Genomic DNA, 22,823 nt, shown 5'->3' with positions numbered 1-22,823 from the left:
CGGACCGCAAGCTTCGGAATGACCTGAAAGCGACAAGGGCGCAGACTCTCTTTCTGAAGGGAGTTTTCGCCATGACCCTGCCCACCTACCGCGATGAAGAGGCCCGCTGGGCCGCGTGTCAGAGGCGCGATGCCGCCGCTGACGGTGCCTTTTTCATCGCCGTGCGCACCACGGGGATCTATTGCCGGCCGGCATGCCCGGCCCGGCCGCTGCGCAAGAACGTCGTCTTCCATGACAATGCCGCCAGCGCCGTGGCCGCAGGCTTTCGCGCCTGCAAGCGCTGCAAGCCCGACGCCCTGCGGAGCGCGAAATGACCCCGGACTGGACGCGGATCGCCGCCGATCTGGACGCCCGGGGCTGGGCCCTCACCGGTCCCTTGCTGACGCCGCAGGCCTGCCAGGACCTGACCGCCCTCTATGCGCAGGAGGCGCTGTTTCGCAGCCGGGTGGTGATGGCCCGCCACGGCTATGGGCGCGGCGAGTACCAGTATTTCCGCTATCCCCTGCCCGGCCCCGTCCAGACCCTGCGCGAGACCCTGTATCCGCCGCTGGCGACCGTGGCCAATGGCTGGGCCGAGCGGCTGGGCGAGGACCGGCGCTATCCCGCCGGCCTGGAACAGATGCTGGAACGCTGCCACGCGGGCGGTCAGCTGCGGCCGACGCCCCTGATGCTGACCTACGGCCCTGGCGACTATAACTGTCTGCACCAGGACCTCTATGGCGAGCACGTCTTTCCGCTGCAGGCCGCTTTCCTGCTCGACGCCCCGGGCCGTGATTTCGAAGGCGGCGAGTTCGTGCTGGTCGAGCAGCGGCCACGCCAGCAGTCAGCGCCCCAGGTCGTGCCCCTCCAGCAGGGCGAGGCGGTGATCTTCGCCGTACGCGAACGCCCCGCCGACGGCGCGCGCGGCGTCCATCGACGGATACTGAGACACGGCGTCAGCGAAGTGCGCAGCGGCCGGCGGCGAACCCTGGGGGTGATCTTCCACGATGCGTCGTAGAGCGTTATTCGGCGAAGTGGATACCGGTTCGCCGCCGAAATAACGCGCCAAAACAAAAGCCTAACGCTCACCCCAGCGGCGAAACCCCGAACAGCATCTTGTGCAGCACCAGCAGGAACAGGGCGTAGAAGGCGGTGCCGGCCACCACCATGATCACGTCGGCGACGGGCTTGCTGGCCACCGGCGCCGGCTCGTTTCGCCCGAGGGCCGAGATCAGGTCGGCGACACCGAACACCAGAAATCCGCCGAACAGCAGCACCGAAGCCAGGTCGCCATTGGCCAGCAGGTGAGCCGCCGACCACAGGATGATCCCGATCAGCATGGGATGGCGCACGGTCGCCTTGATCCGCCCCACCGGACCGTTGGCGCCCGCCAACAGGATGAAGGCCGGCCAGACCAGAAGCAGGGCCACATGCCGTCCCCAGGCCGGCGGATCATACAGTTGCGGCGCTGCAGGCCGATATAGCGTCCAGCCCCAGATGATCAGGCCCAGCCCTGCGGCTGAAACCAGCGAATAGAGCCCCTTCCAGCGTCCGGGATGGCTCGCCACCTGGGCGTCGCGAAACGGTCCCGCCACGATGCGCACGCTGTGCACGCCCAGAAACAGGACCAGTCCCAGGACCAGAATCATCATCAACCCCTCCGTCTTTATTTTGCCGATCAGATAGCCATGGAACATTGTTATCCGAAAGGGCGTGCCCTTGAATTTGACCACCGCGCCGACACCTAAGCTTGCTCCCGGCGTTGACGCCTCCGCCCCCGACGGTTACCCGCCCTGTCATGATCGACTTTCCCGCCGGCCTGTCCGCCCTGTCCGACCGCTATGACATCGTCCTGTGCGATGTCTGGGGCGTGATCCACAATGGGGTGGAGAGCTTTCCGCAGGCCTGCGAGGCCCTGACCCAATGGGGTGCCAAGGTCGGGCCGGTGGTGCTGATCTCCAATGCGCCGCGCCCCTCGGCCGATGTTGTCTCGCAACTGGACAGCCTGGACGTGCCACGCGCGGCGTGGGGCGGCTTTGTCACCTCCGGCGACGCCACCAGAGCCCTGCTGGCCCAGCGCGCGCCGGGCAAGGTGTGGCGGATCGGTCCGGACCGCGACGCCCCGCTCTATGCCGGCCTGGACCTGACCAGCGCCTCTTGCGAGGACGCCGATTTCATCTCTTGCACGGGCCTGTTCGACGACGAGACCGAGGTTGCGGAAGACTATCGCGAGCGCCTGACTCTGGCCGCCCAGCGCGGCCTGACCTTCATCTGCGCCAATCCCGACCGGGTGGTGCAGCGCGGCGACAGGCTGATCTTCTGCGCCGGGGCCCTGGCAGACCTCTATGAAAGCCTCGGCGGCGAGGTGATCATGGCCGGCAAGCCCTTCGCCCCGATCTACGACCTGGCCCTCGCCGAAGCCGAAAGGCTGACCGGCAAGCCCGTGGACCGTGCCCGCGTGCTGTGCATCGGCGACGGCGTGATCACCGACGTGCTGGGCGCAGAGAACCAGAAGTTGGCCTGCCTGTTCATCGCCAAGGGCATCCATGGCGAGGCCGCGATCGGCCCCGACGGCCTGCTGAACCCCGAGGCCGTTCTGGCCCTGCTGGCCGCCGACAAGACCGGTGCCACACACGCCGTAGGCGATCTGGTCTGGTGAATTGAGGATCAGCGGTTAGATTGCGCTGCAACGCACAATAAGAAACCGCAGGGGAACGCGTCATGCAGGGTTTGTATCTTGAAGATCTCAGCATCGGTCAGAGCGCCGATCTGGTTCGCACCGTCGGCGAGGCCGACATCATCGCCTTCGCCGCCGTGACCGGCGACAACAATCCCGTCCACCTCGACGCTGACTATGCCGCCACCACCAGCTTTGGCGAGCGTATCGCCCACGGCATGCTGTCGGCGGGCTATATCTCGGCCGTGATCGGCACCCAGCTGCCCGGCCCCGGCGCGATCTATCTGTCCCAGGCCCTGCGCTTCAAGCGGCCGGTCAAGATCGGCGACGCGGTCACCGCGCGGGCCACCATCACCGAAATCGACACGGCCAAGGCCCGCGTCACCCTGACCACGGTCTGCCTCGTGAACGGCAAGCCGGTGGTCGAGGGCGAGGCGGTGATCATGGTTCCGCGCAAGGCCGCCTGATGAAATTGAAGATCGTTCAGGGCTGGAAGGATCTGGCTGCCGCCGATCGGGGCGCAGCCGCCGCGCTCGGCAATTTCGACGGCGTGCATCGTGGCCACCAGCAGGTGATCGCCGAGGCCGCAAGAGCCGCCAGCGCGCTGAAGGCGCCCCTGGGGGTGATCACCTTCGATCCGCACCCGCGCCGACTGTTTCGCCCCACCGAACCGGCCTTCCGCCTGATGACCATCGAGCAGCAAGCCCGGATTTTGGGCGGAATGGGGGTGGATATCCTCTATCTGCTGCCGTTCGACTTCCAGATGGCGAGCTTCTCGGACAAGGAATTTGTCGAGCAGGTTCTGGTTGACGGTCTGGGCGTGAAGCACGTGGCGGCAGGGTTTGACATCTCGTTCGGCAAAGGCCGCACCGGCAGCCCCGAGGCCCTCCGCGCCTATGGCGACCAGCAGGGCTTTGGCGTCTCCATTGCATCGCCGGTGGCGGGCAAGGCCGGCGACAAGTTCTCGTCGACCAGCGTCCGCGACGCCCTGCGCGACGGCCAACCTGAGGAGGCCTCGCGCATCCTGGGCCGCCCCTTCGCCATCGAGGGCGTGGTGCGACGCGGCCAGCAGCTGGGCCGGCAGCTGGGCTTCCCCACCGCCAATGTCGAGATCGTCGACTATGTGGTGCCCAAGCTGGGCGTCTACGCCACCCGCACCCGCCTGCCCGACGGCCGGCAGGTGCCCGGCGTGGCCAATCTGGGCAACAACCCCACCACCGGCACGGTCGAGACCCGACTTGAGACCTGGCTGTTCGACTTCGACGAAGACCTCTATGGCCAGGTGATCGAGACCCAGCTGATCGCCTTCCTGCGCCCGGAACTGAAGTTCGACAGCATCGAACTGATGGTCGAACAGATCCGCCGCGACGAGACCGCCGCGCGGGCCATCGTGTCGCCGGGATTCTGATCCCGAAACAGCCTGTTTTCCCGGACAAGCCCTGCACAAGCCGGGCGCAGATCCGGGATGACCGCCGTTTGATGCGATCCCATAGTTCATCCCCCTATCGCCCGCAGCGCTGCTGCTGTTAACCTTCGCCAGGGCTGCGGGGGCGGGCATGTTGAAGGGGCGCAAGTACCAGAGCTTCGCGCAGGCGCGGCGCCCGACGCCGCGTCGGCGGCACGAGATCCTGGCCTGGCCCGACGCCGCCCAGTTCGTCTTCGATCCCGGCGAGGTTCCCCAGGCCGGCGGGGCCTATTGCATCCCGCCCGACGATGGCCTGCTGGACGCCTATTCCAACGCCGTGGTCCGCGCCGTCGAGGCCGTGGGGCCGTCGGTGGTACGCGTGCATCCCATGCTGGAGGACCCCCGCATCCAGGGCGTCGGCTCGGGCTTTGCGGTGGCCGAGGGCGGGGTGATCCTGACCAACAGCCACGTGGTGCAGGGTGCCAGCCGCTTTGTGATCATCACCGCCGAGGGCCGCAGCCTGACGGCGCGCTGCATCGGCGATGACCCCGACACCGACCTGGCCCTGCTGAAGATCGACCAGGGCGTCAACCTGCCGGTCGTCACCCTGGGCAATTCCAAGCTGCTGCGGCGCGGCCAGCTGGTGATCGCCATCGGCGCGCCTCTGGGCTTTGAGGCCACCGTGACCACCGGCGTGGTCTCGGCCCTGGGCCGCAGCCTGCGCGGCGAGCGCGGCCGGCTGATCGAGGACCTGATCCAGACCGACGCCGCCCTCAATCCGGGCAACAGCGGCGGCCCGCTGGTCAGCTCGCGCGGCGAGGTGGTGGGCATCGCCACCGCCATCATCGCCGGCTATCAGGGTCTGTGCTTTGCCGTCGCGGTCAACACCGCCACCTTCGTGATGGCCGAACTGCTGACCCACGGCTTCGTGCGGCGCGGCTCCATCGGCCTGGTGGCCCAGCAGGCCCCGATCCCCGCCGCCCTGGCCAGGGCCACCGGCGTCACCCAGGCCTACGGCGTCTTCGTGGCCCATGTGGATCCCGGCGGTCCGGCCGCCAAGGCCGGCGTCAAGGAAGGCGACCTGCTGCTCAGCGCCGGCGACCAGCCCCTGACCGGCCTGGACGACCTGCTGCGGGCGCTGGACCACCACAGCATCGACAAGATCACCCCGTTCACCCTGATCCGCGAAGGCAGGCTGATGACGGTCAGCATCACGCCCAAGGTGCGCAAGCGGAGCTAGGGATCCGGCCCTTCAGGGGGGAGGTGGCCCGGAGGGCCGGAGGGGGCAAGTCCGGGGATAAAGTCTAACGCTGTCCTGTGATCGTCTCGCTGTGGGATTTAGGGAGGGCTCCCCGCCGGTTAGGCGGGCGGGAACAGATCCTCCCCCTCAAGGGGGAGGTGTCGCCGCAGGCGACGGAGGGGGTAGTGGCTGCTGACTCGGTGCGGTCTTCCCCCTCCGGCCTGACGGCCTCCTCCCCCTTCAGGGGGAGGATTTATGGGGATACAGCGTCCTCCATCCCCGGCGCATCGCCCACAAACCCCAGCCAAATCAACGCCCTGCAAAAATCTCGCACCGCGCCATCAGACGCGCTCAAAACCACCCCCATAGTCACAGCTGTCCCCGTCGCAGGGGGAGGGCGCTTGGTACCGGCCCGAAGCGGCGATGGGGATGAAGCTGAGCGGGGCCGCGCGGTCACGCAGCAAGACTGAAAGTGGCCTGTTCGTTGGATTGATCCGGGGCCACCGGAGGTCTTGCTTGTCAGACAGCGCGGAACGACAGGGCGGTGATCGTAAAGCCGTCTATCGCGACCCGTCGGACCCCTCACGGACACACCGCAGGGGTTGGGCGCGCCCGTCCGGGGGACAATTGGGGGCCAGAGCTGAAACAGCGCTCGCGAGCTTGCCATCCTCACGGTCAGAACAGCTTCTGCGAAGCGGAAGAGACGAGCCGAAACGCACACTAAACCCATCACGGTCCCCGGGTTCGCCCCGGCCGCTTCGCGCCTCCCCACGAAAACTCAGCGACTGTTCGCGTGAGGCGGAGAGCCTGCGCCTTCCGTCCTGTCACCCCAAGACCCGTCAGGAGCCCCCGCCATGCCCAAATCCAAGCCCCCTCGCCGCCGCCGCGCCCTGCGCCATGCCGGGCGCGCCGAGCGCAAGGCCCTGTGCTTCTATGATCTGCTGGAACAGGAGATGGGTCGCATCCTGAAGCATGCAGAGCCCTGCCTGGCCGACGCACCGCCGGAAGAGCAGGTGATCTTCCACAAGCAGCTGGCCGACTTTCGCCAGACCATCGACGAGGGGCGCGCCGACCTGCGCCGGCCCAGCACAACCCCGGTTCTGGACCGGCTGATCGCCGAGCGGCAGCAACGCCGGCGTTAGAGCTCCCTCAGTCCGCCAAGTCCCTCGCTTATGAAATTTCTGTCTTCCTGGGCCCTGTGCCCAGGATCCATAGCCGGTGGCAGGCTCTGAAATTAAGGATTGTTGCAGCCGAAGAGCCCGGGTCTCGGGTCCAGCTCAGCTGTTCCTGGCACCATGGGTCCTGGGCACAGGGCCCAGGAAGACAGAGGTCTTGAACATCCTCAGGAGCGGCAAGTCTTCCATACCCTATGCGAACAGCCCGCTTCGCTGGCAGCGCCCCCAAGGGGGAGCATCGTACTGGCCTTGCCCGCAACCCTCTGCTATCCCCAAGCCCATGACGTTCGTTCGGAAAATCCCGCGAATTATCCGCCCGGCGTGACGCCGCCAGTCAGGCATGCGCGCGCGTCGGGTCCTTCTAAATCCGTCATTCCCGGCCAACGAAGCGGCGTAGCCGCGCAGGCCGTGCCGGGAACCCCGAACTTCCAAGCTGGATCGCTTTCCCATGGCCGACGACGCCACGCCCGCCCGCGACTATCGCGACACCGTCTTCCTTCCCGACACCCCGTTCCCGATGCGCGGCGGTCTGCCCAAGAAGGAACCCGAGATCCTGGAGGGCTGGGCCGCCCTGTCGCCCAAGGGCCTGTACGGCGCGATCCGCGCCAAGCGCCAGGCCGATCAAGCCCATCTTCCAGTCGAAGAGCGTAAGCTCTTCGTGCTGCATGACGGCCCGCCCTATGCCAACGGCGCGATCCACATCGGCCACGCCCTGAACAAGACGCTGAAGGACTTCGTGGTCCGTTCGCGCTTTGCCTTGGGCTACGACGTCGACTACGTGCCCGGCTGGGACTGCCACGGCCTGCCGATCGAGTGGAAGATCGAGGAAGAGTTCCGCGCCAAGGGCCGCCGCAAGGACGAGGTCCCGGCCGAGGAATTCCGCACCCGCTGCCGCGACTATGCCGGCGGCTGGATCGAAGCCCAGAAGGTCGAGTTCCAGCGCCTGGGCATACTGGGCGACTGGTGGAACCGCTACGCCACCATGGACTTCTCGTCGGAAGCCACCATCGTGGCCGAGTTCCACAAGTTCGCCGCCAGCGGCCAGCTCTATCGCGGCTCCAAGCCGGTGATGTGGAGCCCGGTCGAGCGCACGGCCCTGGCGGATGCGGAGATCGAGTACCACAACCACACCAGCCCGACGGTTTGGGTAAAGTTCCCGGTCACATATCAACCCGAAGGCAAGGCTTTCGACCTCGTGCCCGGCTCGATGCCAAATGACGATTACCGTGGCGCTTCTGTCGTCATCTGGACGACGACGCCTTGGACGATCCCCGCAAACCGCGCGGTCTCTTACAATCCAAACATCGCCTACGCTGCCTACGAGGTTCAAGCGATCGAGGAAGGTTTGGAATTCGCGCCTTGGTCCAAGCCTGGCGATCGCCTGATCGTGGCCGAAAAGCTGGCCGATGAGGTCTTCAAAGCAGCCAAGGTCAGCAAGTGGCGCAAGCTCACCACGCTGAACATGGAGGGCTTCAAACTCGCCCATCCGCTGGCCCAATTCGATGAGGGCTTCGGCTTCGACGTGCCCCTGCTGGCCGGCGACCACGTCACCGACGACGCCGGCACCGGCTTTGTCCACACTGCACCCGGCCACGGCGCGGACGACTATCTGGTCTGGCTCAAGAGCGGCTATGCGCTCGACTCCATCCCCGACACCGTCGATCCCGACGGCGCCTATTTCCCGCACGTGCCGCTGTTCGCAGGGCTCAAGGTCATCGAGACCGAGGGCAAGAAGGCCGGCAAGTTCGGTCCGGCGAACGCAGCCGTTATGGACAAGCTGATCGAGGCCGGAAACCTGCTGGCGCGCGGCCGCGTCGAGCACAGCTATCCGCACAGCTGGCGCTCGAAGGCGCCGATCATCTTCCGCAACACCCCGCAGTGGTTCATCCGCATGGATCAGCCCTTGAAAGCCCTTCCCCCTCGATGGGGGAAGGGTGGGGATGGGGGTGCTGACGCGACCTTGCCGGAGGATTCAGGATCGGCGCCGAACGCGGCACCTCCGACAAGCCCTGCCAACACCCCCATCCCCGACCCTTCCCCCATCGAGGGGGAAGGGAGAACCTTGCGGCAGCTGGCCCTCCAGGCCATAGCCGACACCGCCTTCCACCCTGACGCCGGTCGCAACCGCATCGGCTCGATGGTGGAAAGCCGTCCCGACTGGCTGGTCAGCCGTCAGCGCGCCTGGGGCACGCCGCTGGCCATGTTCGTCGACAAGACCACCGGCCAGCCGCTGATGGACGAGGCGGTCAATGCTCGCATCCTGGCGGCCATCCGCGAAGGCGGCGCCGACGCCTGGTTCACCCGTCCCGATGCTGAGTTCCTCGGCGAGGCCTATGACGCGGCTCAATACGAGAAGGTCGCCGACATTCTCGACGTCTGGTTCGACTCCGGCTGCACCCACGCCTTCACGATCGAGGGCCGGGCCGACAGCCACTGGCCGGCCGACCTCTATCTGGAAGGCTCCGACCAGCATCGCGGCTGGTTCCAGTCGTCCCTGCTGGAAGGCTGCGGCACCCGCGGCCGCGCGCCCTACAAGGCGGTGCTCACCCACGGGTTCACCCAGGATGAGAACGGCGAGAAGATGTCCAAGTCCAAGGGCAACACCGTCGAGCCGCAGACCGTCACCAAGGAAAGCGGCGCCGAGATCCTGCGGCTGTGGGCGGCGATGGTCGACTATTCGGAAGACCAGCGGATCGGCAAGACCATCCTGGCCACCACCACCGACGCCTATCGCAAGCTGCGCAACACCACGCGCTACCTGCTGGGCGCCCTGGCCGGCTTCGACGAGGCCGAGCGGGTGACCGACTACGATCAGTTCCCGCCGCTGGAGAAGTTCATCCTGCACCGCCTGTGGGAGCTGGATGGCCAGGTCCGCGCCGCCTATGAGGCCTATCGCTTCGCCGACGTGACGCGGCCGTTGATCGAGTTCTGCCAGGGCGACCTGTCGACCCTGTTCTTCGACATCCGCAAGGACAGCCTCTATTGCGACAAGCCGACGGAACTGCGCCGCCGGGCCTATCGCACGGTGCTGGACTACGTCTTCGAGCGCCTGACCATCTGGCTCTCGCCCCTGACCAGCTTCACCATGGAAGAGGCGTGGATGACGCGCTTCCCCGACGCGGGGTCCAACAGCCTGCGGGTGATCCCGGAGACGCCGGCGATGTGGCGCAACGACGCCGAGGCGGCGCGCTGGGCCAAGGTCGAGACGGTGATGTCGGTCGTGACCGGGGCGCTGGAGGTCGAACGCCGCGAAAAGCGCATCGGCTCGGCGCTGGAGGCGGCTCCGGTGGTGCATGTCAGCGAGCCTGACCTGCTGGCCGCCTTTGACGGCCTGGACGCCGCCGAGGTGTTCCGTACCTCGTCGGCCACCCTGGTAGCCGGTGAGGGCGGCGCATTCACGACCGACGAGGTCAAGAGCGTGTCGGTGGATCCGAAGCTTGCCGAGGGTCACAAATGCGCCCGCTCGTGGCGTATCCTGACCGAGGTCGGAACCGATCCGCGCTATCCCGAGCTTAGCCTTCGCGATGCCGACGCCGTGGCGTGGTGGGATAGCCAGAGGGCCTGATTTCAGCCCTCTCCCAGAGGGAGAGGGAGGGACCCACGCTTGCGTGGGAGGGTGAGGGGTTACGGAGCAGGACGGCGTGCCGGCACTCCGGCTAGCGATGTAACCCCTCACCTCCCACCGCTACGCGGCGGGCCCCTCCTCTCCCTCTGGGAGAGGATTTCAGATAGACGTCCAAGCTTCACGAGGAGCGGCCACCAAAGTGACGACACTCCCGACCATCACCCGCCAAGGCTGGATCGCCTATGCCATCGCCGCCCTGACCGTGGCGCTCGACCAGGCGTCCAAGCTGTGGATCCTGCACGGCCTGGACCTGCCGACCCGCCAGACGATCCCCCTGCCCGGCCCCGTCGACCTGACCATGGTCTGGAACCAGGGCATGAGCTTTGGCCTGCTCAGCGGCCACGCCGACTGGGCCCGCTGGCTGCTGACCGGGTTTTCGACGGTCGTGGTCGTGGCCCTGGCGATCTGGGCGCGCAAGGCAGTCAAGCCGCTGATGGCCATCGGCCTGGGCCTGATCATCGGCGGGGCCATCGGCAACAACCTGATCGACCGGGTGATCTATGGCGCGGTGGCCGACTTCATCGACGTGCGCGATCTCTACTTCCCCTGGATCTTCAACGTCGCCGACGCCGGCATCTCGGTGGGGGTGGCGTTCCTGCTGCTGGACAGCTTCCTCAACGGTGAGGAAAAACTGGCTCACCAGACCGAATAAGGCCGTAATCGCGAGAGACATTGGCACCCGCGCGATGATGTCGTATCGAGAGCGCTCGAAATTTTGGCCCGCCGGGGCGTGCTGGAGCACTTGTTCATGAGTTTCAATCGGGTCGCGACCCTGAGCGTTCTGGCCGCTGTCGCCGCCACGGGCCTCGCGGGCTGCCAATCGGCCTCCAAGGCTCTGGGCATGAGCAAGGTGGTCCCCGACGAGTTCCGCGTCGTCACCAAGGCTCCCCTGGTCGTTCCGCCCGACTATGCCCTGCGTCCGCCCGCCCCCGGCGAGCCCCGCCCGCAGGAACTGCAGCCTGAAAGCGCCGCCCGTCAGGCCCTGATCGGCCAGAGCATGGCCGCCGGCCGCTCGGACGGTGAAAAGCTGCTGGTCGCCCGCGCCGGCGTCGACAAAGCCGACCCGCTGATCCGCTTCGTGGTCGATGACGAGACCGGCGACCTGGCCCACAAGGACGAGAGCTTTGCCAGCAAGGTGATGTTCTGGAAGAAGGACAAGGCGACCGAGGTTGCCGCCACCGCCACCGAGACCGGCGCCAATGCCCCGCTCGCCATCGACGCCGCCGCCGAGGAAGCCCGCCTCAAGGCCCTGATGGGTCCCGGCAAGGTGGTGATCAGCCGCGAAAAGCAGAGCCGGATCAAGCTGCCGGGCCTGTAGGCTCGGTTCGATCCTGAGAATTTGAAGAGGCCCGGCGGCGAAAGCTTCCGGGCTTTTTCTTTGGGTGGCCGCTCGCTGGCCGTTACCTGTGAATCTCAGGTCTCGTCATCCCGGGACTTGTTCCCGGGACCCATTTGTCCGCCGCTGATGCGGAGCGAGAAAAGCTCTCACGATGAAGCTGAACCATGGGCCCCGGGAACAAGTCCCGGGGTGACGACGGAAAGGACCAGAACTCACTTCGTCCGCCCGTAACGCATCTTCGCCAGGGCCGCGACCAGCTCACTGGCCAGGTCCATGGGCTTGAGGCCGGCCTTCCACTTCTCGAACGCCATGACGTTGTCGATCCGGGCGTCCAGATGGGCCAGGGCCGACTCACGGCCAGACGCCATGTCCACCGCCAGGGTCGAGACCAGAATGCCCGAGAGGATGGCGCGCTTGGAGTAATGATTCTCGTCGGTGGCCGTATCGCCCGCCCAGCGCCACAGCTGATCGGCGCTTTCCCAGGTCAGGCGCAGGGCCAGGGCCAGGTTGGTGGGAAAGGCCAGGAAGGCCGCCAGGGGCCGCAGAACCTCAGCATCGACCATGGCAGCGTCCAGCCGCGCGACCACCCCCTCGCGGATCTTCTGGCGGATCTTGAGGCTGGCCGGGTCGAGACTTTCCAGTCGCGCAAGGGCGGCCGCGTCATGGCGTCGCGACAGCAGGGCGGCCAGATCTCGCGCCCCTTCGGGCAGCAGCAACTGGGTCTCGCCGGGCGACAGGCCTGCCGCCTGGGCGGCGCGCTCGGTCAGCCGGGCGTTCCAGCCGGCGGCGGGCGCCAGCCGCACGGCTTCGTCCAGCACGCGCTGTTCGGCCGCGTCGGCCCAGCTGCTTTGCGTCTGTGCGGTTTTGCTCATGAATCCGAGTCTACACCGGTGTTTAGGCCGCGTCGCGCATGGACAGCAGCCATTCACTCTGCTATCTGCCGCCCCTCGTTTCCCGGAAGCCCCCCTTCCGGGTAGTCAGGTTTTGTTCGCCCGCCCGGCCCCTGAGAGGGACTCGGGACATTGGTCGGGCCGTCGAATGGAGAGAGACCCCTGGTCCAGATTTTCGTCCGCGACAACAACGTCGATCAGGCCCTCAAGGCCCTGAAGAAGAAGATGCAACGCGAAGGCTCGTTCCGCGAAATGAAGCGGCACGTGCACTATGAGAAGCCGTCGGAAAAGCGCGCCCGTCAAAAGGCCGAAGCGGTTCGCCGCGCCCGCAAGCTGGCCCGCAAGCGCGCCCAGCGCGAGGGCCTGATCCCGATGCCGAAGAAGCCGGTCGGCGCACGGTAGGCTTTAGCCTCACTGTCGAAGACTATCGAAAGCCGCGCGGCGATCCGCGCGGCTTTCGTCGTTTCTGGGCTTGCTGACTCAGCTCGGGTCGCCGCTGTGGCGGGGAGGCGCGGGCTTGAACATCCGCCCCACCAGCCCTTTCAGATCCACCTTGCCCGTCGCCAGCGCCCCGGCGCGGAAGGCCTTGGTCGAGATCCAGACGATCACGATTGTCGTCACCACCATCAGCACTGTCGTGCCGACCACCTGGACCATCGACGGGTCCCCCGCGATCCGCGCCGGCATCAGGAACGGCGTAAACGGCGGGATCCAGGACAGCACGTTGAGCACGGGCGAGTCGGGCGTCCGGATTGCCTGGCTCATGAAGATGATCGGAATGCTCATCACCAGCATGATCGGCCCCAGCAAGGTCTGGGCGTCGCGCTGGCTCTCGCAGAAGGCCCCGATGCCGGCGAACAGGCTGGCGTACATCAGGTAGCCGCCGACCAGATAGGCGGCGAAGTAGAAGATCAGGCCCTTGCCCATCAACACGGCACCGAGGTCGCCTGCCAGGCCCGGCGCAAAGGCCATCAGCGCCGCTGCCCCCGCCAGGCCCCAGACGCCGATCACCGTGCCGGTCAGGCCGGCCACGCCCAGGATCTTGCCGCCCATGATCTCGGGAACCGAGGCCGACGACAGCAGGACTTCAAGGATCTTGGTCGATTTCTCCTCGATCACGCTGTTGAGCAGGATGCCGGCCCCGGTCATCACCATCGACCAGAGCAGAAAGCCCATGGCCAGACCGACATAAGTGGGCAGGCGGTCGCGCAGCGAGACCTTCTCGCCCGAGGCGGCCTTGGGCGACAGGCTGTTGAGGGTGGGCTTCAGCGCGTCAGCGGCCTTCAGCGTAGCCGGAGCCACGCCCGAGCGCATCAGGGCCCGCTCACGCATGATGTCGGTCACATGCCGGCGCAGTTCGCTCTCCAGCGCCGGGGCGGCCAGGTTGCGGCTCCACAGGTCCATGACGATGGCGTCGTCGCGGCCGCTGAGGATCAGGCCGGTGTCCAGCCGCCCTTCGGCGATCTCGCGCCGCAGGATGACGCCCGCCGCCCTGGGATCGCTCGCAGCGGTCGCCTGGGCCGGCGCCGGCTGGCGGACCGACGCGGCCCTGGGTGCCTTGAAGCGCTCGGCGACGGCGGGGTTGAGCGTCGCCAGCGCCTGACGGGCCTGAGCCTCGCCGCCCTGCTCCTGGGCCTTTCGGATCGTCTCGCCGGCCTTGGGCCCGCCGGCGACGGTGGCGGCGGCGCGCAGGGCGCGGCCGACATCCCGGGCCTGCTCGTCGTCCAGCGCCCGGGTCACGGCCTGACCCAGCCCCTGCCCCGTGAGATCGACAATGGCCAGACGTTCGGGTTGGGCCGAGCGCATCATCAGGATCGGAGCCCCGATGCTGACGCCCATGACCAGCGGCAGGGCCAGGATCGACAGCCAGAAGCCCGCCGTGCGGACATAGGCCAGGTATTCGCGGCGAGCGATGTGCAGCAGGCGGCTCATGCCTGGCCTCCGGTCAGGACGATGAAGGCGTCGTGCAGGCTGGGTTCGCGGATCTCGAAGCGCTTGAGCGCCAGATCGCGAGCAAAGGCGGCCTTCAGCGCCGCCTGCCCGTCCGCGCCAGCCTCCAGCGTCGCAACGTGGCGCTGACTACCGTCAGGCAGGGCTTCGCAGGTGACGGCGCCGATCCCCGGCAGGGCCGCGACCTCTTGCGCCGTCAGGTCGCCCTCCAGAACCAGCGCGCGGGGCGCCGCGCCGCGGGCCTGGGCCACGTCGCCGTCGAACACCTTGCGCCCCTTGGCCATCAGCACCACCCGGTCGCACAGGCGCTCGGCGTGCTGCATCACGTGAGTGGAGAACAGCACCGTGGCCCCGCGCGCGGCGATGTCGCGGATCATGCCCTCCAGCGCCTGCTGGTTGACGGGATCCAGGCCCGAGAACGGCTCGTCCAGCACCACCAGGTCGGGATCATGGGCCAGGGCTGACAACAGCTGGACCTTCTGGGCCATGCCCTTGGACAGGGACTGGATCGGCTTGGTCATGAAGGGGCCAAGTCCCTGGCCCTCCAGCATCACTTTCGCCCGCTTGCGCGCCTCGCCGTCCGCCACGCCCTTCAACCCCGCAAAGAAGGCGATGGCGTCGATGGGGGTCATGCGCTTGTAGAGGCCACGCTCCTCAGGCAGGAAGCCGATGCGGTCGCGCACCTTGCGGGCGTCGTCGCTGCCCAGCACGGTGATCTGACCCGCGGAGGGCGCAATCAGGCCGAGCGCCATGCGGATGGTCGAGGTTTTTCCCGCGCCATTGGGCCCCAGGAAACCGCAGATCCGCCCCGCCGGGACTGAAAAGCTGACGTCGCGCACGGCGTGGAAGTCGCCATAGCGTTTGCTGACGCCGTCCAGACGCAGGGCGGTCGACATGCGCGCTCCTTGAATCAATCGCTCTTTTTGGTTGTATCAGTCTTGGTCGGATCCGCCACAAAAGCCACTGCCCTGACGATGTGGTCGGCGAAGTCCTTACCCAGCAGGCGGGTGTGGGTGGCCGCCTCGACATTGTCGATCAGGCCGTGGCGTGCGTCGCGGGCGGGCTTGGCCTGAATCCTTTTCCAGTCCTCGCGCCCCTTCACCGGGCCTGCGGTGACTACCGCCACCGGCCAGCTGGGATCGAAAGGGGGCTGGGCGGCGGCCTGGGCAGAGGACTGGGCCCACATTTCCACCTCGTCGGCCGCCGTTCGGTTGTGGCGACCATTGGCGAAGGCCCAGCGCTTCTCGGCCCCGGCCTGGGGCGGCAGACCGATCTTGTCGCCCAGCGTCGTGCGCGTCAGGGGCTTGTAAAGTCCGATCGATGCGCCCCGCGCCGCCCAGCGCGAGGCCGAGGCGAAGGCCTTGATGAAGCCCTGCAGGCGCGGATTGTCAGCGGCCTCGGCCGTGGCGGCATCGACCAGCACAAGGCCGACAATCTTGTCGGGATTCCGGCCGGCATATTCGCGCAGCCGAAGGCCGGCCATTGAGTGCCCGACCAGGATATAGGGCCCCGGCTCGCCGGACTTTTCGACCAGCTTTTCGAAGTCCGACACGATGGCCAGGCCGTCGCGCGGCTGGGGACCGGGGTCGGAATAGCCCATGCCCGCGCGGTCATAGGAACAGGTGCGCCAGCCGTCAGCAACCAGGGCCGCCTGGGTGGCGCCGAAGTCGGCGGAGAAGCCAAAGGCACCGGCCTCCAGCCAGACCACAGGCCGGGCGCTGACAGGACCTTCGCAGACCAGGCGCAGGCTGCGGCCCGGCTCGATCTGGACCATCTGCCCGCGGGGACGCGGCGCGCTGGCGGCGCTCATTACGCCCCCAAACCCGATGTAGGCGACAGCGAAAAGGGCGACACCGGCGAAACCGCGACCAAGGACCTTGAACATAAGCCCCACAATAGCGCGCGATCAGGAGGCGTCGAGCCGCCTTGTTCAGCTATCGCCTGAGTCGAGGCGCGCCTGAACCCGCCCGGACTTGGCCTTGGCGGCCTTCACGCTGTCAGGCCAGTTGGACACCGTGGCCAGCCGCACCTTGCGCGACACGCGGGCGGCGGCCTTGAGGGGCAGGTCATCGGCCTCAGCGAAGGTACGGCCCAGGAAGAACGCCGGGTTCAGAGGCCTGCCCTTGCGGCGCAACTCGAAATGCAGGTGCGCGCCGGTCGAGCGGCCGCTGCTGCCAACATAGGCGATCGTCTGGCCGCGCCGAGCATAGTGGCCCGCCTTCACGCCCCGCGCCGTGGCACCCAGATGGGCGTAGAGCGTGCGAAAGCCGTCCTTGTGAGCCATCTCCACATAGCGTCCATAGGAACCGTTGACGCCCGTCCGCACCACGATCCCATCGGTAGCCGCCACAATAGCCGATCCCGTTGGGGCGGCGATGTCCACGCCCTCATGCAGACGTCCGTTTTCTTCCCACGGCAGTTGGCGTAGGCCGAATGGCGAATTGACCACCTGGCCGGGCAAGGGCGTGTCGAACACGAAGGCCGGCGGCGGAGGGGTTGGTGGCTGGACCACCTCGACGACGGTCGGGGCCACAATGACGGGCACTGGCTCGGCTGCAAAGGCGCGCAAGGCCGTGCCCGCGTTCAGCACCCCCACGGTCGCGATCATGCCCACCAGAGCAAGGAACGTGACTCGCGAATAGGGTGGCGGGCCGGCGAGGGTTTGTGACGTCAAATCCGCTTTCCTGTCAGACGATCGGTCTGGCTATGGGACCGCGCAACCCGCTCTTGGTCGCACATCCTTCTTTCGTGATGATGAATCGCGGGCTGGATGCCGACTCTCTGGGGCGAAAGCGAGGCGTAGCTTAACCGCCTCTTAATAAAATTCTCACGCCAGACGATCTACACACAAATACATACTCGTGTATTTAGCCGCGACATGACCATACGGCACTGACTATATGAAAATATAGATCTGCTAAATTTCGACTCTCCAAGGATAATACTGTATTTCTATACGCCGGAATTCATCATGACGCCTCAGAAGCGCTTGACGCCGGCGATGGCGAACTCTGGAGCTGCCACCAAATCCCGTCCCGGCCTGACAACCTGAAGGACGGCGCGAGATCGGGAGCCGCCGCCCGCCCCGAGCGATGCGACACCCTGTCGCGTGTGCCCGGGCGCCCGCACCACAAGCACGACAGGCTCGTGAAAGATTACAGAAGTTTTATTCAATGAATTAGGTGTAATTCTTTAAATTACACGTCATGAATGAGACGTAACGAGACTTCATCAGAACCGGCAAGTAAACCTCTGGACATGGGGGCGCAGACAAGCGCCGGACACAAACCAACACAGAGGGATCACTTCAATGCGCAAGTTCATGACCAGCCTTTCCACCGTCGCCGCCCTGAGCCTGGCCGCCATTCCGGTTCTGGGCCTGACCCAAGCTGCCAACGCTGCCGAGCCGGTAGCCCGCATCTCGGTCGGCGACCTGAACCTGACCAACCCCGCCCAAGCCGCCGTGTTCAAGGCCCGCATCGATGCCGGTGCCGAAGCTCTGTGCCGCGCCAAGGCCCGCGCCAACACCCTGGACATGTCGTTCAACGACTGCCGCGCCGCCGTCCGCCGCGACGTCAGCCGTCAACTGTCCAGCAAGCAGCGCCGGGACCTGCAGTTCGCCGCCCGCGCCAAGACGGTTGAAATGGCCGCCCAGTGATCGCAGCCCAGGCGACACCCGAAAACGACAAAGGCCTCAGGGGAACCTGAGGCCTTTGCTTTATCTGGAATGACAGGCGTGAAGGATCACAGCCCCTTCACGATCCCCTCGACCATCTTCTTGGCGTCCCCGAACAGCATCATGGTGTTGTCGCGGAAGAACAGTTCGTTCTCGACCCCGGCATAGCCCGAGGCCATGCCGCGCTTGATGAACAGTACCGTGCGGGCCTTTTCGACATCCAGGATCGGCATGCCGTAGATGGCGCTGGTCGGATCGGTCTTGGCGGCCGGATTGGTGACGTCATTAGCGCCGATCACGAAGGCCACGTCGGCCGTCGAGAACTCGCTGTTGATGTCTTCCAGCTCGAACACCTCGTCATACGGGACATTGGCTTCGGCCAGCAGCACGTTCATGTGGCCCGGCATGCGGCCGGCGACGGGGTGGATGGCGTATTTCACCTCGACGCCCTCTTCCTTCAGCTTGTCGCACATCTCGCGCAGGATGTGCTGGGCCTGGGAGACGGCCATGCCGTAGCCGGGGACGATGATGACCTTGGACGCGTTCTTCATGATGAAGGCCGCATCGTCGGCCGATCCCTGCTTGACCGGACGGCTCTCGACCTTGCCACCGGGGCCCGCCACGGCGTCGGCGGCGCCGAAGCCGCCGAGGATCACCGAGACGAACGAGCGGTTCATCGCTTTGCACATGATGTAGGACAGGATCGCGCCCGACGACCCCACCAGGGCACCGGTGATGATCAGGGTGGTGTTCTCGAGCGTGAAGCCCAGGGCCGCTGCCGCCCAGCCCGAATAGCTGTTGAGCATCGAGACCACGACCGGCATGTCGGCGCCGCCGATGGGGATGATCAGGGTGATCCCGATGATCAGGGCCAGGGCGAAGATGCCCCAGAAGGCCCAGATCGCCGCGCCGCCCGAGATCACCAGCACCACGATCAGGGCAACAATGCCAAGGCCCAGGGCGATGTTCAGCAGGTGGCGGGCCGGCAGCATGATCGGCGCGCCGCCCATATTGCCGTTCAGCTTGGCGAACGCGATGACCGAGCCGGTGAAGGTGATCGCGCCGATCGCCAGGCCCAGCGACAGCTCGATCAGGCTGTTGAGATGGATGTGGCCATCCTCGCCGACGATGCCGTAGGCGGCCGGGGTGTAGATAGCGGCCACGGCGACCAGACAGGCGGCCATGCCGACCAGCGAGTGGAAGGCGGCGACCAGCTGAGGCATCGAGGTCATCGGCACCTTGCGGGCGATCACCGCGCCCACGCCGCCGCCGACGGCAACGCCGCCGAGGATCAGGCCCAGGGTGATGAGGTCCAGCGCGCCCTGGCTCCACAGGGTGGCCAGGGTGGTGCCCACGGCGATGGCCATGCCGATCATGCCGTTGCGGTTACCCGCCTGGCTGGTCACCGGGCTCGATAGCCCGCGCAGGGCCAGGATGAACAGCACCCCGGAGACGATATAGAGGATGGCGGCGATATTGGCGTTCATTCGGAGGTCCCCCCGGACGGCGGCGGCGCCTTTTCGGCGCGCAGATTGGCAAGCAGCAAAGCCACGCCCATGCCGACGGCAAAGGGCGAGAGCCAGCGAAGGATGTCGGCACCGCCGCTGGCCCCGGCCTGCAGGCCGATGGCGTTGGCGCTAAGACCGATGGCGATCAGGACAAAAGCCGGCGCGAAGGCTGCGCCGTTGCCGGTCGCCTTCTTGCGGGGCAACACCATCGAGACGCCGGCGGCGATGATCAGGATGATCAGGGCCGCCAGGGTCAGAGTGGCGAAGCCGCTCACTTGGCCTTGTCCTTCTTCTTGTACATGGCCAGCATCCGGTTGGTGACCAGGAAGCCACCGAAGATGTTGACCGCCGCGAAGGCTGCGGCCAGGGCACCGGCTCCCTTGGAGATCCACACCGAGCCCGTGGCGGCCTCGCCCGCGCCGCCATGGGCGGCGGCGGCCAGCAGGGCCCCGACGATGATCACCGAGGAAATGGCATTGGTCACGGCCATCAGCGGCGTGTGCAGGGCGGGCGTAACGCTCCACACGACGTAATAGCCCACGAAAATGGCGAGCACGAAGATCGCCAGGCGAAACACGGTGGGGTCGACGGCTTCCATGGTTTTTAGCTCCCCTTTCGGGCGGATTGGGACGACCGCGAACGGTCCCGGAAAATCATGACCCTTCCCCCTCGATGGGGGAAGGGCAGGGTTGGGGGTGTTGGCGCGGCGTTCAAGCGAAGAGAACCGCAGGGCGCGGCACCTCGCGAGACCTTCCGGACGGGCTGAGCAAACACCCCCATCCCCGACCCTTCCCCCATCGAGGGGGAAGGGGGAAGAAGACGCGCCGGTACCTTCATCCCTGCAGGCTCGGATGCACCACTGCGCCCCCCTGGGTGACCAGGGCGGCCTTCAGGATCTCGTCCTCGAAGTTAGGAGCGAAAGCCCCTTCCTTGTTGAGGAACAGACCCGACAGGGCAAAGAGGTTGCGCGAATAGAGCGCGCTGGCGTCGGTGGCGATGCGGCCGGGCAGGTTGGCGGCACCGAGGATCTTGGCACCGTTTTCCGTGACCACGGTTTCGTTCAGCTTGGCACCGACGACATTGCCGCCCTGCTCGATGGCCAGGTCGACCAGCACCGAACCGGCGCGCATCGAGGCCACCTGCTCGGCGCTGACCAGCTTGGGAGCCGGCCGGCCGGGGATCAGGGCCGTGGTGATGACGATGTCCTGCTTGGCGATGTGGCTGGAGACCAGCGCCGCCTGTTTGGCCTGATATTCGGCCGACATTTCCTTGGCGTAGCCGCCGGCGGTCTGGGCGTTCTTGAATTCGTCGTCCTCGACAGCCAGGAACTTGGCGCCGAGCGACTCGACCTGTTCCTTGGTGGCGGGGCGAACGTCGGTGGCGGTGACCACCGCGCCCAGCCGGCGAGCCGTGGCGATGGCCTGCAGGCCGGCAACGCCGACGCCCATGATGAACACCTTGGCCGCAGCGACGGTGCCGGCGGCGGTCATCATCATCGGCAGGGCCTTGCCATAGGCCTCGGCCCCCTCGATCACGGCGCGGTAGCCGGCGAGGTTGGCCTGGCTGGACAGCATGTCCATGACCTGAGCCCGCGTGATGCGCGGGATGAATTCCATGGCGATCGCGCTGGCCCCGGCCTTGGCCAGGGCGTTCAGTGTGTCCTTGTCCTGGTGCGGATTGAGGGCGGCGGCGACGATGGCCCCGCTCTTCAGGGCCGCGATCTCGGCGGCTTCGGGCGCGCGGACCTTGAACAGGACATCAGCGTCCTTGATCGCCTCGGCGGCGGTGACGACCAGCTTGGCGCCGGCCGCCTCGTAGTCGGCGTCGGGATAGGCGGCGGCGACGCCCGCGCCCGCCTGAACCACCAGCGAGAAGCCGGCGGCGGTCAGTTTCTTGACCGTCTCGGGTGTGGCGGCAACCCGCGTTTCACCCGCGCGAGTCTCTTTCGTCACGGCGATGACGGCCATCGGCATACCCCTCCCAGAGCGCTGTTCACCCAAGCAACTTGCGCTGCTCTTTAGGGGATAGTCTTGCCTCTTGTCGAGGCATGACGTGCGCGTCAGGGAGAAAATATGCCGATGTCTACCGGTGTCAGTGCGACGAACCCGGCTTTTCGCGCAGGAACACCACGCCCAGCACGGCCAGCAGGACGCCGGGAATCAGACCGCCGAGAAAGCCCATCGGGGTGCAGAACCAGATGGTGATCATCAGCAGCAGCACCGAGATCGCCAGCGAGCCCCACTTGGTCATCGCGCCGAACGCCGTATAGGTCGCGGCCTGTTCCTGGATGTCCATTTCACCGCGGTGATAGTCGTGAGCCGGTCCGGCCATGGTCGTCTTGTCCTGATCAAAGAAAAGCCTCGAAAGGCCGATTACAACGCGCAGGGCGCGGGCTCAAGCTGTGGATGCGTTCCGGCCGGCCCAGCCCTCCGCGACGAAACGTCCGCGCACGGCCGCGACGGCCTGCTCAACGGTGATGTCGGCGATTCGCCCCTCGCCGCCGTCCAGCCGCGTCAGCCAGCGCGAATAGGCCGGCACCGGGGCCGAGCCCATCAGCCCCACGCACGGTGTCCCCACGGCGGCGGCGACATTCAGCGCGCCTGAGTCGTTGCCCAGGAACCCGGCAGACAGGGCGATCAGCGCCGCCGACTGGTCCAGCGCCAGGTCGCAGGCGACGACATTGCCGGGCAGGTCGCCGATCGCCGAGCGCGCGCCGTCTGCCTCGTGCGGGCCACCGACCCAGAAGACCGTGGGGAACAGGTCCGCCAGCCGGCGGGCGCTTTGCGCGAAACGTTCGGCCGGCCAGGTGCGGGCCGGCTCGCTGGCACCGATGCCCAGGCACAGCCATGGACCGGGCCGGTCAGCATAGCGCGCCCTGACCGCGGCGAGCGCCTCGGGATCCAGCTTCAGCGCAGGCTCGCGGCTCTCGACAGCCAGGCCGTGGGCCGTCTCGAAGGCCCCCAGCTTGTCGATCCGGTGGGCCGGCCGCATTGAGCGGGGCAGATAGGGCCCCCGGTTCAGGAACCGCTCCTGGCCATGGCCCAGGCCAAAGCCGCGCCGCTCGGGCACGCCGGCCAGAAAGGCCGCAAGGGCCGGGCGGTCGATCTTCCCCAGAATCCAGACCGCACGCGGCCGCTCGGTCCTGCAGATGCGGTGGAAGTCGATGACCTCGCGCACCCCCTTCAGCTTGCCCCTGTAGTGCGGGGCGTAGAGCACGCGGGAGACGGCGGGCTCGACCTTGAGGACCTCGGCCGCGCGGCTGGAGGGCCTGGCCACCAGCAGAACCTGCCCCTCCGGGGTGGTCGCAGCGATGGCGCGAAGGGTCGGCAGATGCCACATCAGGTCCCCGATCCCGCGAT

The 22,823-nt window shown here is 66.8% G+C and carries 24 protein-coding genes; 12 read left to right on the top strand and 12 right to left on the bottom strand.

The window, feature by feature from the left end:
• Positions 1–71: 71 nt before the first annotated feature.
• Positions 72–314, top strand: a complete 243-nt coding sequence (locus tag ACW179_RS07730) for an Ada metal-binding domain-containing protein (RefSeq protein ID WP_492063715.1) — start codon at positions 72–74, stop codon at positions 312–314.
• Positions 311–997: a 2OG-Fe(II) oxygenase gene (locus ACW179_RS07725; protein ID WP_492063714.1), complete on the top strand. Its 687-nt coding sequence runs from the start codon at positions 311–313 to the stop codon at positions 995–997. Before ACW179_RS07730 ends, ACW179_RS07725 begins: the two co-directional genes overlap by 4 nt.
• 67 nt (positions 998–1,064) lie before the next feature.
• Here the strand turns inward: ACW179_RS07725 and ACW179_RS07720 are convergent, their stop codons facing one another.
• Positions 1,065–1,631: an NnrU family protein gene (locus tag ACW179_RS07720; protein WP_492063713.1), complete on the bottom strand. Its 567-nt coding sequence runs from the start codon at positions 1,629–1,631 to the stop codon at positions 1,065–1,067.
• 146 nt (positions 1,632–1,777) lie between these two features.
• Here ACW179_RS07720 and ACW179_RS07715 point away from each other — a divergent pair, with 146 nt between their 5' ends.
• The 8 genes from ACW179_RS07715 (at position 1,778) to ACW179_RS07680 (ending at position 11,419) form a co-directional block, all read left to right on the top strand.
• Positions 1,778–2,638: a TIGR01459 family HAD-type hydrolase gene (locus ACW179_RS07715; protein WP_492063712.1), complete on the top strand. Its 861-nt coding sequence runs from the start codon at positions 1,778–1,780 to the stop codon at positions 2,636–2,638.
• 62 nt (positions 2,639–2,700) lie between these two features.
• Positions 2,701–3,123 carry a MaoC family dehydratase gene (locus ACW179_RS07710; RefSeq protein WP_492063711.1) on the top strand — a complete coding sequence of 141 codons (423 nt, stop codon included), beginning with the start codon at positions 2,701–2,703 and terminating at the stop codon, positions 3,121–3,123.
• Complete coding sequence (locus ACW179_RS07705) at positions 3,123–4,064, top strand: bifunctional riboflavin kinase/FAD synthetase (RefSeq protein WP_492063710.1); 942 nt, start codon at positions 3,123–3,125, stop codon at positions 4,062–4,064. Before ACW179_RS07710 ends, ACW179_RS07705 begins: the two co-directional genes overlap by 1 nt.
• Positions 4,065–4,212: 148 nt before the next feature.
• A complete protein-coding gene (locus tag ACW179_RS07700) occupies positions 4,213–5,301 on the top strand; it encodes a S1C family serine protease (RefSeq protein WP_492063709.1) in 1,089 nt (362 codons plus the stop codon).
• 854 nt (positions 5,302–6,155) lie between these two features.
• Positions 6,156–6,443, top strand: coding sequence for a hypothetical protein (locus ACW179_RS07695; RefSeq protein ID WP_492063708.1), 288 nt, complete (start codon positions 6,156–6,158; stop codon positions 6,441–6,443).
• Positions 6,444–6,924: 481 nt separating this feature from the next.
• Complete coding sequence (ileS, locus tag ACW179_RS07690; RefSeq protein WP_492063707.1) at positions 6,925–10,041, top strand: isoleucine--tRNA ligase; 3,117 nt, start codon at positions 6,925–6,927, stop codon at positions 10,039–10,041.
• A 199-nt stretch (positions 10,042–10,240) separates the two neighbouring features.
• The gene (gene lspA, locus ACW179_RS07685) at positions 10,241–10,753 is read left to right on the top strand and encodes a signal peptidase II (RefSeq protein WP_492063705.1); all 513 of its coding nucleotides are present in this window, start codon (positions 10,241–10,243) and stop codon (positions 10,751–10,753) included.
• 96 nt (positions 10,754–10,849) lie between these two features.
• Positions 10,850–11,419, top strand: a complete 570-nt coding sequence (locus ACW179_RS07680) for a DUF3035 domain-containing protein (protein ID WP_492063704.1) — start codon at positions 10,850–10,852, stop codon at positions 11,417–11,419.
• Between the two features lie 233 nt (positions 11,420–11,652).
• On the opposite strand, the gene ACW179_RS07675 is transcribed toward ACW179_RS07680, so the two are convergent.
• The gene (locus ACW179_RS07675; RefSeq protein ID WP_492063703.1) at positions 11,653–12,312 is read right to left on the bottom strand and encodes a COQ9 family protein; all 660 of its coding nucleotides are present in this window, start codon (positions 12,310–12,312) and stop codon (positions 11,653–11,655) included.
• A 180-nt stretch (positions 12,313–12,492) separates the two neighbouring features.
• Between ACW179_RS07675 and rpsU the strand changes: the two genes are divergently transcribed.
• Positions 12,493–12,732, top strand: a complete 240-nt coding sequence (gene rpsU / locus ACW179_RS07670) for a 30S ribosomal protein S21 (protein ID WP_085953736.1) — start codon at positions 12,493–12,495, stop codon at positions 12,730–12,732.
• Positions 12,733–12,810: 78 nt separating this feature from the next.
• On the opposite strand, the gene ACW179_RS07665 is transcribed toward rpsU, so the two are convergent.
• Genes ACW179_RS07665 through ACW179_RS07650 form a run of 4 tightly spaced genes read right to left on the bottom strand, consistent with a single transcriptional unit; the run spans position 12,811 to position 16,954 of the window.
• On the bottom strand, positions 12,811–14,262 hold the full coding sequence (locus tag ACW179_RS07665; RefSeq protein WP_492063702.1) for an ABC transporter permease: 1,452 nt from the start codon (positions 14,260–14,262) through the stop codon (positions 12,811–12,813).
• Positions 14,259–15,176: an ABC transporter ATP-binding protein gene (locus ACW179_RS07660; RefSeq protein ID WP_492063701.1), complete on the bottom strand. Its 918-nt coding sequence runs from the start codon at positions 15,174–15,176 to the stop codon at positions 14,259–14,261. Before ACW179_RS07660 ends, ACW179_RS07665 begins: the two co-directional genes overlap by 4 nt.
• Before the next feature lie 14 nt (positions 15,177–15,190).
• Positions 15,191–16,165, bottom strand: coding sequence for an alpha/beta fold hydrolase (locus tag ACW179_RS07655; RefSeq protein ID WP_492063700.1), 975 nt, complete (start codon positions 16,163–16,165; stop codon positions 15,191–15,193).
• 45 nt (positions 16,166–16,210) lie between these two features.
• Positions 16,211–16,954: a M23 family metallopeptidase gene (locus ACW179_RS07650; RefSeq protein ID WP_492063699.1), complete on the bottom strand. Its 744-nt coding sequence runs from the start codon at positions 16,952–16,954 to the stop codon at positions 16,211–16,213.
• Between the two features lie 636 nt (positions 16,955–17,590).
• On the opposite strand from ACW179_RS07650, the gene ACW179_RS07645 reads away from it, so the two are divergent.
• A complete protein-coding gene (locus tag ACW179_RS07645) occupies positions 17,591–17,938 on the top strand; it encodes a UrcA family protein (RefSeq protein ID WP_492063698.1) in 348 nt (115 codons plus the stop codon).
• A gap of 86 nt (positions 17,939–18,024) precedes the next feature.
• Here ACW179_RS07645 and ACW179_RS07640 read toward each other — a convergent pair whose 3' ends face one another.
• From ACW179_RS07640 to ACW179_RS07615, 6 genes are all read right to left on the bottom strand, one after another.
• Positions 18,025–19,443: an NAD(P)(+) transhydrogenase (Re/Si-specific) subunit beta gene (locus ACW179_RS07640; RefSeq protein WP_492063697.1), complete on the bottom strand. Its 1,419-nt coding sequence runs from the start codon at positions 19,441–19,443 to the stop codon at positions 18,025–18,027.
• The gene (locus ACW179_RS07635; RefSeq protein ID WP_492063696.1) at positions 19,440–19,739 is read right to left on the bottom strand and encodes a hypothetical protein; all 300 of its coding nucleotides are present in this window, start codon (positions 19,737–19,739) and stop codon (positions 19,440–19,442) included. The genes ACW179_RS07640 and ACW179_RS07635 overlap by 4 nt, the downstream gene beginning before the upstream one ends.
• A complete protein-coding gene (locus tag ACW179_RS07630) occupies positions 19,736–20,062 on the bottom strand; it encodes a proton-translocating transhydrogenase family protein (protein WP_062149601.1) in 327 nt (108 codons plus the stop codon). The genes ACW179_RS07635 and ACW179_RS07630 overlap by 4 nt, the downstream gene beginning before the upstream one ends.
• Positions 20,063–20,297: 235 nt before the next feature.
• Positions 20,298–21,437, bottom strand: coding sequence for a Re/Si-specific NAD(P)(+) transhydrogenase subunit alpha (locus ACW179_RS07625; protein ID WP_492063695.1), 1,140 nt, complete (start codon positions 21,435–21,437; stop codon positions 20,298–20,300).
• 118 nt (positions 21,438–21,555) lie between these two features.
• Positions 21,556–21,795 carry an aa3-type cytochrome c oxidase subunit IV gene (locus ACW179_RS07620; protein ID WP_492063694.1) on the bottom strand — a complete coding sequence of 80 codons (240 nt, stop codon included), beginning with the start codon at positions 21,793–21,795 and terminating at the stop codon, positions 21,556–21,558.
• A gap of 63 nt (positions 21,796–21,858) precedes the next feature.
• Positions 21,859–22,803, bottom strand: a complete 945-nt coding sequence (locus ACW179_RS07615; protein ID WP_492064268.1) for a glycosyltransferase family 9 protein — start codon at positions 22,801–22,803, stop codon at positions 21,859–21,861.
• Between the last annotated feature and the right edge of the window lie 20 nt (positions 22,804–22,823).

The sequence above is a fragment of the Caulobacter sp. AVps18 genome (genome assembly GCF_058681425.1).
The sequence above is the reverse complement of the archived record's forward strand: the minus strand, read 5'-3'. Positions and strand labels throughout refer to the sequence as shown.